The following is a 12,657-nucleotide window of genomic DNA, read 5'->3' on the forward strand; positions in this document are numbered from 1 at the left end:
AAGACTCCGAACAATCTGTTCAGAGTCTTCACATTCTTATTTATTTGTAAGGTCAGCAGAGCTGTCCATGATCTCGTCTACTAGTCCGTATTCTTTAGCCTCATCGGCTGTCATGAAGAAATCGCGGTCAGTGTCACGTTCAATGACTTCCATATCCTGACCAGTACGCTCAACCAGAATTTTATTCAAGCGGTCACGTGTTTTCAAGATGTGTTTAGCAGCAATTTCAATTTCAGTTGCCTGACCTTGCGCTCCCCCTAAAGGCTGGTGAATCATGACTTCAGCATTTGGTAAGGCAAATCGTTTCCCTTTTTCACCGGCAGCTAGCAGGAAACTTCCCATTGAAGCTGCCAGTCCGATAGCGATTGTCTGAACATCCGCTTTAATGAAGTTCATGGTATCGTAAATAGCTAGTCCGGCAGTTACACTTCCACCTGGAGAGTTGATGTACAGGTAAATATCTTTTTCCGGGTCCTGTGCATCCAGGAATAAAAGCTGTGCAATAACAGAGTTTGCGACTTGATCGTCGATCCCTCCACCCAGCATGATGATACGGTCTTTTAAAAGACGTGAATAAATGTCATACGCACGTTCACCACGTGGTGACTGTTCTATGACTGTAGGTACTAAATTCATGTAACTTCCTCCTATAATTCAATTCTCAATTAGTGTAGCATACTTCATTACTATAATGAATCTAAAAAGATTATACACCAAAGGTCAGGGAAGGTCAAATTTTATGAGCTATCATTTACTTTGGTTTTATCAGGATAAAAGAATTTAATAGCAAGCTTATTGTCCCCCTGTTTTGAAGCTTAAATAATTGATAACTGCAGAACACGTCGTCAAAACTAATATAACATCAGATATATCTGATTTAATTGTTTTGTCATTCCCAGCGTGTCTGATTCCGTTGTTACTAGCCATACCATACAAATGTTCAAAAGGCTTCAAGAAAGAGATCTCTATATTAGGATAAAGTTGCTCAATTCTTTTCACAGCCTGTCCTAGTGTGTTTTTTTTGCTTGGCGACATTTCAGCAACTTCTATAAAACAGCTTTCAACCGAATTAATAGTTTCCCTAATTACAGAGTTATAGTCGACTGATTCTTTTTCACTGAGCTCATTTAGGGCTTTCTGAATATGTTCTTTTGCATGGCTGAACTTTGATATTGAAACTGAATCAATGGTTGACAGTGCTATTTGATCAGTAATAGGCAAAAATTTAAAATCTTTAGTTAATCTATATCCCGATTTCTCTTCCTTTAAGACAAAGTTTATTCTCTCAAAAAGATCTTCCGATATTAAATCAATTTTTCCTAACAGCTCTAAAATATCGTAATATGAATACCATTCCATCGAATCTATTTCAATAACTATATCTTCATAATAAGCTGAGAAATGATATCTATTGTTTTTCCATGATTGAATATCTTCTTTCAAAAAGTTTTCTATTAAAAAACGATACAACTCCCATTCGCTTCCTCTGCTTGAATGATAGTCTTTATTTTCAGAAGCTAGTTCAAAAATTCTATAAATGATATTCTTTAGCCTATTTCTTAAGGATATTGATATAGTATCTGTTAAAATAATTTCCTCAATTTTCTTAAAACCCATTCTCTCTGAAAACAGCATAATATAACCTCTTTCTTAGATTTATAACTATTTCTAGTTTATTAATCTCACAAATCCTTCACTACTTCTTTATCCAATATTTCTTTCCTTCTTTTCCAATCCGGCATTAAGGTATATAACATTTCATAAAAATTTGAACTGTGATCGTTGTATTTAAAGTGAATGAGTTCATGTAGGATGACATATTCGATGCAGGGCTTGGGAGCTTTTATCAAGTCTAAATTTAGCAGTATCATGTTCTTATTTACATGTGCAGATCCCCAGCGGGTTTTCATGGAGCGAGTTTGCAGGGATGGCTTGGGGACATTGTACTTTTCTATTTTTGGATACACCTTGTCAAATAGTTCACTGAATATTGAGTTAGCACGTTTCTTATACCAAGAATCGATCAACCCTTTTCTACTGTTGTTGTCAGTATTTTCCAGCACATACATATGAATGAATCCTCTATAGTACTTAACGCCTTCTTCCTCTTTCTTATCCACATTCTTAACTCGCAGCCGGTACTGCTTACCTAAATACTTATAGGATTCACCACTGACGTATTCACGTTCATTAGCTCTTTCCGGTTGTGCCTGTTCGAACTCTCTCATCTGATTTAGGATCCAGGGTGCTTTCTTCTTAATGAGCTCCTGAATATAGTCCAGCGGGACAGAACTTTTAGCTGACACTTTTATCGTTCTGTCCGGCCTGACATTTATATTGATATTTTTCACGTTTTTACGCTCAACTTCAAAATCAATTACATGACTATTGAAATGGATCTTATGTGCACTCATGCTTTCTCACCCTAGTAACGACGCATTGCGATCGTTTTGATTTGATCTATCCACTTATCGATTTCATCATATTTTATATTTATTCTTTTCTCTTTTAAGAAATCAAATATCATGTCATCTAACTCTTGCTCGATACGGTTGTGCACTTCAGGGTTGTCATGCCAGTCAACCTTCGTATTTTCTTTGACCACGGAGTCCACCTCAAGAACTAAGTCTGCCACACTGTAAACGGCACCTGATTCGTCAAGATCAGCCGTTTCTTCAAAGATATCCTTTGTCACTCCGTAAAATGCCTGTGCATGAGTATTCTTTTGAATCTTAGAAGGATAATCATCCACCGGTGGCCCCTCCTGATATTCTTTTTTCATCTCATTCATACGCTGCCAGTATTCAGCCTCTGAGATGCGCTTCTCCTTGTATTCTTCTAGTGTTTTTTCAATGCGTTTTGAAAACGACTCATAGTAAGAAGGATTTTCGTCATACTTAACATTAATACTTTTGGTTAAACGTGTTCGTATGGCATCTGCTTTAGCACGCTGAGATCCCAGACGGTTCATTTCCTCTTCAAATCGGTCTCGGTCTAAAATATCTACAGGATTGGTTATCTGCATCATATCTTCTGCTGCAATATATTGATCCATGAGTTTCTGCATTTTAGCCTCATACTCTTTGTGATCAATCGAATCAGAGTAACGCAATTTCACACTTCGTCTTAAATCTTGGAAGAATTTCAAGTGACGTTTATATTTTTCAAGCTCTTCTTGACTCAGTGCATCATAAACCTTCTCAGATTCCATCGCAATGGCCATATGCCGACCAAACTGACTCAACGTGTCATAAAACAAATCGCGTCTAGCCTTGTCTTCAAGTAACACTTCATATTCTTCCATATCTTCTTTATTCTTAATGTTTTTGAAGATATCCCATAAGTCTGAATAGTGCTGCCTGATTTTACCTATTACAGCCACTACATCGTATAGTGCCCCTTTAATGTCTTCAGGATCGAAGTTTTCTAATCCAGACCCAGAATACATTTCCATAGCTTCATCGAGCTTTTCAAGTAGGCCACGGTAATCGATTATAATACCGTAGTCTTTACCTTCATAGAGACGATTAACCCGTGCAATAGCTTGAAGTAAACTGTGTTCTTTCAAGACTTTATCAATATAAAGAATAGAAGCTCTTGGTGCATCAAACCCTGTCAGTAATTTATCCACAACAATTAGTAGGTCGATATCGTCTCCGTTGACAAATTCGTTTTTGATGCCGTCCTCATATTTATCTGCGTCGCCGTACTTAACCATCATACGTTTCCAGAAGTTTTGTATTTTATCTTTTGACTCTGAATCCACGTCATCGTGTCCTTCACGCTGATCCGGTGGAGAAATGACTACAGCCGCATTCAATTCATTTAGTTCTTCGAAAGCCTCAAGGTAGCGCACGGCTTCAATTTTACTATTTGTTGCCAGCATTGCTTTAAATTGCGACCCAGCCGTCTTATAATTTCTCACGTAGTGGTCATTAATATCCAAAGCAATCATATGAATTCGCTGATCACTTGATGCAATGCGTTCGAACTGACTCCATTTTTGCATGACTTCATTCTTCTGTTCTTCATTCAAGTTTCGAGTGATGGTTTCCAGTCGGTGATCGATTGCTTTTCTATTTACAGTCTGTTCGACCATTCTTCCTTCATACAGTAATGGCAATATCGCTTTATCTTTTACACCATCTGATATCGTGTACTGATGAATAATTTTGCCAAACTTAACCATCGTATTTTTCTCTTTTTTCATCAAAGGCGTACCTGTAAAACCTAGATAAGAGGCATTTGGAAAGACTTTTTTCATTTTGATATTCAGTTCGCCATATTGGGTGCGATGTGATTCATCCACTAAGATGAAAATATCTTTTGATTGAATTGGCTCTTGATTTCTTACTGCCGTATCAAATTTGTTAATTAGGGTGGTGACAACGTCCGCATTATTATCATTAATAAGTTCCACAAGATGTTTTCCAGAATTGGCTTTGCTGGCTTTTAACCTTGAGTGGTTAAATGTCTGATGAATCTGCTTATCAAGTTCCACGCGGTCTGTCACAACGATAACCTTAGGGTTGTAATTCCACAGCTCTGAAAGAATGTATTTAGCTAGCATCACCATGGTTAAGGACTTTCCTGAACCTTGTGTATGCCAAATCACTCCAGACTGCCTGTTGCCTTTTTCATCTCTTTTTTCAACCGTGTCAATAATTTCTTTTACGGCAAAAAACTGCTGGTAACGCGTTACTTTCTTTTCATTTTTATCAAAGATAATGAAGTATTTAATGAGGTCTAAAAAGCGAGTCGGATAGAAAAGTGACACAAGGTTTCGGTCCTGCATGGTGACTAACCGGTCTGTCACACTGTTTTTCAACATTCTATCTAGCCAGTCGTTGTCTTCTTCCTTCCAAACAGACCAAAATTTCTTAGGTGTGTTAACGGTCGCATACTTCACTTCATTTTTATTGGAAGCCATAACTAGTTGAATGAATTTAAATAGTTGTGGAATATACTCTTTTTTCTGGTTACGAATCATCTGACTTACAGCTTGATCAGTCGAGACGGATGCACGTTTGCATTCAATGACACCCAGTGGAATGCCATTAATGAATACAATAATATCTGGACGTACAGTTCCTTCGCCGTCTTGTCTTTCTACAACAAATTCTTGCGTGACATGGTAGACATTATTTTCTGGATTATCCCAGTCGATATACTGCAGGGTGAAAGACTTTTTAGATCCTTCTTTTAAGTGTTCCTCATAGCTTCTTCCAAGCATAAGGGATTCATAGATTTTTTCGTTGGTTCGTACTAATCCATCAGTTAAGTTTTCATCCAGATCACGAATAGCCTGCTCAACTGTCGATTGACTGAAAGCATAAGTCTCATCTTTGTACTCAAATTGATTCAACTTCTTCAACTGACTTTCCAGTACATCTAACAGTAAGACGTCATATAAGCTTTTTCTCTTTCGTTCTGCTTCCTCTGGTGACAAATATGTGTAGCCAAGCTCTGTCAATACTTGTAAAGCAGGCTCTTGACTAATCGCTAGCTCATGACTTTTCGGCGTTTGCATGTCTCCACCTCCATATATGTAGAAAAGAGGAAGGTTTACACCTTCACTCTTGTTTTTCCGGTTAATAGTTGTTGCATGAGGCCTTTTTTTTGCTCTTTTAACACATTCAGTTCTATATTTTGCAGATCAATTTGTTTTTGAACTACATCCAAAATTTCTACTATCTTGTTCTGTTTTTCAAGACTAGGTAATTCTATACAGAAGTCTGTTAGCATAGGCCTTCTGAGTGAGTCTACAGTAGCCTTCGCTGAGAACTTCAAAGCATGTTTTAAAAAGAATTTATTTAAATAATAATAAATATATTTCCCACTAACATTTCCTGAAAAGTCACTAATCTTATAAACTCTCTGATGAAAGTCAAACTTTCCATTAATATAATGAAATATTTGACCAATTCTGCCATCACCTGGTATTAATATTGCTTCTCCGTTATAAGAATACGTATTTATTTTTTCTATATTTTCAGAACGAACAAAGAACGGGTATTCGCCGTCTTTAATTTTATCTTGGTTATTTTTATCCCCCGTAGAAATATTACATATATCTCCTAACTTCTTACTATACGATTGATGTTCTATCATAAAATTTTTTTCTGTCAACAACTTCTGCATTAAACCTATTTTCTGTTCTTTTTTCAAATCGATTAATTGCTGCTTTAGTTCGATTGCTTTGTCCCAAGTAGAAAGAATATTAACTATTTCACTCTGTTCTCTTTCGGATGGTACTATTATTGGTATTTTTTTTACATCTTTTTTTGTAAGTTGCGGTTGAGCTGAACCTGATGTGATTATTCTCAAGTGTCTCGGCATAATAATTGAATTGAGCGCCATCCATAAATATTTACTATTAATCTTTTCCGGTCTAATAATAGACATTTGTGCGTTTATTAACGCTCTATCAAATTCTACACTCTTGAATAAAGCGACTTTACCAATACTTCCTCTCATAGTGATAACTAAATCATTTTTCCTCAATTTACCTTTGGTAATCGTTTTATACTTTTCTTCAGTGATAAACCTTCTCTCATTAAATGAGAAGTATGAACCATTGATATTTTTAGTACTCAAAAACAAGACTCCTTGTTTTACAATATCATCTTGGTTTGGATAACGAGAAGATCTATCCCCATCAATAACCTCTGCTACCTCATCTAATTCCACTAGAGACCAGTCTAAAGGAATATTTCCAACTTTGGTTACCTTGTTTGCATTTTTTTCATTTACAATCACATTATCACCTACAATCCTAACTCTTCGAGATATGCTTGCATTTGTTTTTCAACTTCTGCAATTTCTGATTTAATCTCATTAATATTCTGTTTTACTTTTGCCATATCTACAGGCTCTTCTTCTTCAAAGGTATCCACGTATCTAGGGATATTTAAGTTATAATCATTTTCCTTAATTTCATCCCTAGAAGCTACATAAGAGTATTTATCAATTGTCTCGAACTTATCATACGTTTCTACGATTCGCTGAATATCTTCTTCACGTAATTTATTCTGATTCTTCCCTTTTTCAAAATACTCATCGGCAGATGCATCAATAAACAGCACATCATCACGATTTCTATTCTTTTTGAAGACAAGGACAACTGCCGGTATGCTGACACCGAAGAATAGATTACCTGGTACACCAATTACAGCATCAAGTAAGTTAGTCTCAACAATTTCTTTACGTATTTTACCTTCACTTGACCCTCTAAACAACACACCATGCGGTAAAATAGTGGCCATTGTTCCTCCTAGTGCTAACGAATGTAACATGTGCTGAACGAAGGCATAATCTCCTTTAGTGGTTGGCGGTACACCCCAATCGAATCGGTGATACGGGTCGAGTGACGCTTCCATCTTAAACTTTTTTCCATTTGTACCGTCTGAAAAACCTTCTGCCCATTTATCAAGTGAAAATGGTGGATTAGCTACAATACGCTGGAACTTCATTAGTTTGTCCTCTTCCAAGTGAAGAGGGTTGGATAGGGTATCGCCCCATTCTAGCTTCGCATCATCAATGCCATGCAGATACATATTCATAATAGCAAGAGAATGAGTCTGACCATTTCGTTCTTGTCCGTAAATTTGCACCTTTTTATTCGGCACTTGATTCGCTACTTTAATTAGTAATGACCCTGATCCACACGTCGGATCATAAATACGGTCATTCTCTTGAGGATGAACAAGTCGTGCAAGTAATTCAGATAACATAGATGGCGTGAAAAATTCTCCACCTTTTTTCCCAGCATCCGATGCAAACTGTTCGATCATATACTGATAGGAATCTCCAATAACGTCTTCTCGTCCTACCACTGACGGTTTTAGTGTTAAGGTGTTGAAGTCTTCAAGTAAAGTACGAAGTGTTGCATTTCTGTCTTTCGTTTTACCTAGTACTGTTTCAGAGTTAAAGTCGATATTACGGAATACACCGCGCAACTTGCCAGTATTTTCATTTTCAATTTTTTCCAAAGCTTTGTTGATGATTTCTCCAATGGCCGGATCGTTACGTTTGCTGTATATATAATCGAATGTTGCATCTTTTTCCAATACGAACCGTTCTCTTGAAAGAGCTCTCTCTATGCGTGTCTCATCCCCATTATAACGATTAGTATATTCTCCCAGATGCTCTTTATATGTATCACTGATATACTTCATAAATAGCATCGTTAAAATATAATCTTTATAGATACTTGAGTCTATCTTCCCTCTAAATGTATCCGCCGCTTGCCATAGTACACTATTAATTTGTTGTTGTGTCACTCTTTCAGTCATTTGTCTTCCTCCGTTTAATCAGCCATTATTTTCGCTGTCGCAGCAGCTAGCTGTTTTTCTTTTTCTTTGATGATTCTTTTATATAACATTTTTTCTTTTTGATGCAGTTGAGTCATTTCTATGAGTTTTTGCTGTTTATCAACAGGTAACTCTTTTATCTCTAATGTGCCCAGTACTTTTTTACTTGTGCTTGTCACACGAGTGCCTGATTGGACTTTTCGTAATTCACGTTTAGTCTGTTCGCTATTTAAATACCAGGCAACATACTCTGGGAGATAGCGTTTATCATAAATTTTGATTTGGACAAAATACGAAGGAATAAGTAAGCCATCTTGCTCTTGACTTACGTAAACTGCAGTATTGGGGTCAGTGAGTCTCATGAGGATATCTCCTGTTTGAGCAAAATACCTTTGAGATAAGCTCTCAGTACTTAGAAATATGTCGAACGATTCATTATTAAAATATCCTTCTTCATTAACATTTTTTACCGAAACTACTGAATAGCGTTCTTTAATGTTCGAATCAATCTCTGCTTTTTTTCGATTCAATGCTATTCCCAATTTTATATCCCCAATTTCATCTAACTTCATTTCACACCTCGAGTCTAATGGTTTGTTTTTTTGTTATATACAAGATAAAACAAAATAAAATAATTTGCAAGTACTTTCTCTTATTTTTACCCTTTACATAATCACAGTAATTACAAAAATCATGCTCGACATTAAATTATTACCTGTTCATCCTTACAAATTAAAAATTATTTAAAATAGTCAACTATCTATATTAATCCAAATTGAACAGTATTACTTAAACAATAGTTCTCTCATATATTAATTTTCTCTACTTCCTAAATAATGACTTATAGTTTTGATTCAACAAAACAGGACTTCAGCAATAACGATAAAAATGCCCGTCCCTAAATGGAACGGACACTTATTCATACCTTTCTAACTTTCTTTATTCCGCGCTGATCAGTTCAAGTGGTGCGCCGATTTCTTCATCGATCGTTCCGCCTGAGAAGTAGTCGTAGACAGTATCTACAGCAATCGTTCCCATTTCATAAGGTTGCTGTGCAATAGTTGCGTCCAGTCGACCAGCTTCGATTTCTGCCAGCGCATCATCGTTTCCATCGAATCCGACGACAATGACATCAGTCATACCGGCTGCTTCCAGTGCTTCTAACGCACCTAGAGCCATTTCATCGTTTTGAGCAAAAACGGCTTCGATATCTGAATAGGACTGGATAATATTTTCCATTACAGTCAGACCTTCAGATCTGTTGAAGTTTGCTGACTGGCTTTCCACAACGTTCAGACGGTCATTAGCCACGTTCATGAATCCTTCTCCACGTTCGTTAGTCGCAGATGCGCCAGGAACGCCTTCAAGCTGTACAACATCAGCATCTTCACCCACAAGATCAATGATAAATTCAGCCGCCATTTCGCCACCTTCTATGTTATCTGAAGCGATGAACGTCAGAACATCTCCGCCTTCACTGGAACGGTCGATTGTAATGACAGGAATCCCCGCAGAATTGGCTGACTCGATGGCTGGTGTAATCGCATCAGAGTCTACAGGGTTGATCAGTAAAATATCCACACCTTGCTGAATGAGGTCATCGATGCCATTGATCTGAGTTGCTGTATCATCTTGTGCGTCTACAGAACGGACAGTTGATCCGTTCTCTTCAGCTGCTTCAACCACGCCCCGCTGCAGATCTCCGAAGAAAGGATTGTTCAACGTTGAGATTGAAAGACCGATGGTAATGTCTTCAGCCGCCAGTTCTTCCACTTCCCCGTTATCTCCTGCCTGGTCTCCTTCAAGTGTGGCTGCTCCACATGCACTTAGTGCCAGAACTGCTGATAGTGAGAGTAATCCGATAAGTTTTTTCATTGTAATTCCTCCATTTTATGTTTTCTTATTTTTTCTATCCAATAGTACCGCAATGATGATGACGATCCCTCGAACCACTTGCTGATAAAAACTTGAAACCCCCAGCAAGTTCAATCCGTTATTCAATGTTCCGATAATCAGTGCACCAATCAGTGTGCCTACGATCCGTCCTTTTCCACCTGCCAGACTTGTTCCCCCAATAACGACTGCCGCAATAGCATCCAGTTCATAAGCTGTTCCTGCCGTTGGTTGAGCTGAATTCAGACGTGAAGTCAGAATCAGTCCAGCCAGGGCTGACATCATTCCTGAAATCGCATAAACCATAGTTTTTACACGATCTGATTTGATCCCGGCAATGTATGCTGCCTGCTCATTTCCTCCGATAGCAAATGTCTTACGCCCGAATGTCATCTTGTGAAGAATGACGAATAGGATAATGAAGGCAGCTGTTGTGATGATGACAGGGAAAGGAATGCCGAACAGGTATCCTCTACCGAAGAACTGGAAGGCAAATCCGCCGCCGAACCCTGTAATCGGGTTTCCTTCTGTGTAAACGAGAGTCAATCCTCTATATATAGTCATTGTTGCCAGCGTTCCAATAAATGGTGCCACATTCCCTTTAGTTATGAGCAGCCCATTGATCATGCCGAGGAATGCTCCAATAAGCAGTCCGGTTACTATCGCGAGAACTGGTGGGACACCGATGGAAATGATCCCGGCTGTCAGTGCACTGGACAAAGCCAAGGTCGACCCAACTGACAAGTCGATTCCTCCAGTGATAATGACAAATGTCATACCAAAGGCAATTAGTGCATTGACCGATACCTGTCTTAACAAGTTAAGCAGATTTGCCGGCCTGATAAAGTTGACATTCAGTACTGTTACGATAAGCATCAGTACGATCAGCGCAATCAGCGGACCCAGTTTCCGGTACAGGTCACTCCGTCTTTCCTTTTTTCTTGTTACTGCTGCATTTTTAGTTTCCATTATCCTCCTCCTGTAGCCAGAGTCATGATGCGTTCTTCGGATAATTCCTCACGCTTCAATTCTCCTGAAATAGTTCCTTCGTGGATGACGAGTACGCGATTGCTGACGCCGATTACTTCCGGCAGATCGCTTGAAACCATAATAATTCCGACACCGCGTTCCGCCAGTTCTTTCATTAAAATATAGATTTCACGTTTGGCTCCGACGTCTACACCTCTAGTCGGTTCATCAAGTATCAGTACACGTGAACCGGCTCCGATCCATTTAGCCAGAACCACTTTCTGCTGATTCCCTCCGGAAAGTGCGCCTACCGGCAGTTCCATATGAGCAGTTTTTACCGTCAGTCTCTTAATCAGCAGATCGACAAACTCTTCTTCTTCCTTGTCATTGATCCAGCCTCCTTTCGAGAATTCCTCGAAGGCAGTCATACTGATATTATCTCTAACTGAGAAATCAAGGATCAGCCCCTCAGACTTCCTGTCTTCTGTAAGGAATCCTATGCCTCTCTTAACTGCATCATTTGGTGTGCTGATGTCGATTTTCTCACCATCAAGGTAAATATCTCCACTGTCAATTTTGTCTATCCCAAAAATCCCTCTCATGATTTCTGTCCGCCCGGCACCCATTAGTCCGGAAAAGCCAAGTATTTCTCCCGAATGTAATTTAAAGGAGATGTCCTCGTAATCTGGGAGGTGAGTTAGGTTGCGCACTTCAAGTACCGCTTCTCCTTGAGCATTATCCATTTCAGGATAATAGTCTTCCAGATCCCGACCAACCATGTGTCTGACGATTTCGTCATAGCTGGTGTCCTTTGTAGCTTTCGTACTAATGGATACCCCGTCTCTCATGACCGTTACGCGATCACTTATTTCAAAAATCTCTTCCATACGGTGCGAAATGTAGACCAGAGCCACGTCCTTCTTCTGAAGCTGTCTGATGATCTTGAACAGCGTACGGATCTCTCTGTCAGTCAATGCGGCTGTAGGTTCGTCCATGATGATCACTTCTGCATCGTTCAAAAGTGTCTTGGCGATTTCAACCAGCTGCTGCTGTCCGACACTTAGCGTTTTCATCGTTCGGTCAAAAGAAATATCGATACCTAGTTCACTGAAAACTGATTCAGCTTTCTTCTCCATTTCTCTTGTCTGAACCCAACCTAGTTTATTTCTGATTTCTTTCCCCATAAACATATTTTCAAGTACTGTCATGTCCGGCCAGGTAATCATTTCCTGGTGGATAAAACTCACACCATTTTTTTCCGCTTCTTTCGGGTTGGCGTATACTCTTTCTTCATCATTTATAAGCACTTCTCCACTATCTTTTTTGTGCAGACCTGTCAGAATGTTCATGAGCGTCGATTTACCTGCACCATTTTCTCCCATCAAGGCATGAACCTCTCCGGAGTGAAGGCTGTAGTCTACCCCTTTAAGCACCTTGTTTTCACCGAAAGCTTTTGTGATCCCTTTCATTTCTACTTGCACGA

General features: G+C 38.8%; 10 protein-coding genes. All 10 read right to left on the reverse strand.

The window, feature by feature from the left end:
* Positions 1-36 precede the first annotated feature (36 nt).
* Positions 37-636: an ATP-dependent Clp endopeptidase proteolytic subunit ClpP gene (clpP, locus tag ACYQ4S_RS01955; protein ID WP_459769005.1), complete on the reverse strand. Its 600-nt coding sequence runs from the start codon at positions 634-636 to the stop codon at positions 37-39.
* A gap of 156 nt (positions 637-792) precedes the next feature.
* Entirely contained in the window at positions 793-1,635 is an 843-nt protein-coding gene (locus tag ACYQ4S_RS01960) for an AbiJ-NTD4 domain-containing protein (protein ID WP_459769007.1), read from the reverse strand.
* Positions 1,636-1,682: 47 nt separating this feature from the next.
* Positions 1,683-2,414, reverse strand: coding sequence for a M48 family metallopeptidase (locus tag ACYQ4S_RS01965; RefSeq protein ID WP_459769008.1), 732 nt, complete (start codon positions 2,412-2,414; stop codon positions 1,683-1,685).
* Positions 2,415-2,425: 11 nt separating this feature from the next.
* Positions 2,426-5,530: a type I restriction endonuclease subunit R gene (locus ACYQ4S_RS01970; protein ID WP_459769010.1), complete on the reverse strand. Its 3,105-nt coding sequence runs from the start codon at positions 5,528-5,530 to the stop codon at positions 2,426-2,428.
* Positions 5,531-5,565: 35 nt separating this feature from the next.
* A complete protein-coding gene (locus ACYQ4S_RS01975; RefSeq protein ID WP_459769012.1) occupies positions 5,566-6,759 on the reverse strand; it encodes a restriction endonuclease subunit S in 1,194 nt (397 codons plus the stop codon).
* Positions 6,760-6,767: 8 nt separating this feature from the next.
* Positions 6,768-8,294 (reverse strand): type I restriction-modification system subunit M, encoded by a 1,527-nt coding sequence (locus tag ACYQ4S_RS01980; protein WP_459769014.1) that lies wholly within the window; start codon positions 8,292-8,294, stop codon positions 6,768-6,770.
* Positions 8,295-8,308: 14 nt separating this feature from the next.
* Positions 8,309-8,884: a restriction endonuclease subunit S domain-containing protein gene (locus ACYQ4S_RS01985; protein WP_459769016.1), complete on the reverse strand. Its 576-nt coding sequence runs from the start codon at positions 8,882-8,884 to the stop codon at positions 8,309-8,311.
* Positions 8,885-9,251: 367 nt separating this feature from the next.
* Complete coding sequence (locus ACYQ4S_RS01990) at positions 9,252-10,187, reverse strand: D-ribose ABC transporter substrate-binding protein (protein WP_346024236.1); 936 nt, start codon at positions 10,185-10,187, stop codon at positions 9,252-9,254.
* 15 nt (positions 10,188-10,202) lie between these two features.
* Complete coding sequence (locus ACYQ4S_RS01995) at positions 10,203-11,174, reverse strand: ABC transporter permease subunit (RefSeq protein WP_459769018.1); 972 nt, start codon at positions 11,172-11,174, stop codon at positions 10,203-10,205.
* Positions 11,174-12,655, reverse strand: coding sequence for a sugar ABC transporter ATP-binding protein (locus ACYQ4S_RS02000; protein WP_459769020.1), 1,482 nt, complete (start codon positions 12,653-12,655; stop codon positions 11,174-11,176). The genes ACYQ4S_RS01995 and ACYQ4S_RS02000 overlap by 1 nt, the downstream gene beginning before the upstream one ends.
* Positions 12,656-12,657 lie beyond the last annotated feature (2 nt).

The sequence above is a fragment of the Alkalibacterium sp. s-m-28 genome, assembly GCF_054658175.1.

Bases quoted from the DNA above. Each gene is read 5' to 3' on its own strand.
- clpP (WP_459769005.1), bottom strand. From the start codon at position 636: ATGAATTTAGTACCTACAGTCATAGAACAGTCACCACGTGGTGAACGT.
- ACYQ4S_RS01995 (WP_459769018.1), bottom strand. From the start codon at position 11,174: ATGGAAACTAAAAATGCAGCAGTAACAAGAAAAAAGGAAAGACGGAGT.
- ACYQ4S_RS01970 (WP_459769010.1), bottom strand. From the start codon at position 5,530: ATGCAAACGCCGAAAAGTCATGAGCTAGCGATTAGTCAAGAGCCTGCT.
- ACYQ4S_RS01985 (WP_459769016.1), bottom strand. From the start codon at position 8,884: ATGAAGTTAGATGAAATTGGGGATATAAAATTGGGAATAGCATTGAAT.
- ACYQ4S_RS01960 (WP_459769007.1), bottom strand. From the start codon at position 1,635: ATGCTGTTTTCAGAGAGAATGGGTTTTAAGAAAATTGAGGAAATTATT.
- ACYQ4S_RS01965 (WP_459769008.1), bottom strand. From the start codon at position 2,414: ATGAGTGCACATAAGATCCATTTCAATAGTCATGTAATTGATTTTGAA.
- ACYQ4S_RS01990 (WP_346024236.1), bottom strand. From the start codon at position 10,187: ATGAAAAAACTTATCGGATTACTCTCACTATCAGCAGTTCTGGCACTA.
- ACYQ4S_RS01980 (WP_459769014.1), bottom strand. From the start codon at position 8,294: ATGACTGAAAGAGTGACACAACAACAAATTAATAGTGTACTATGGCAA.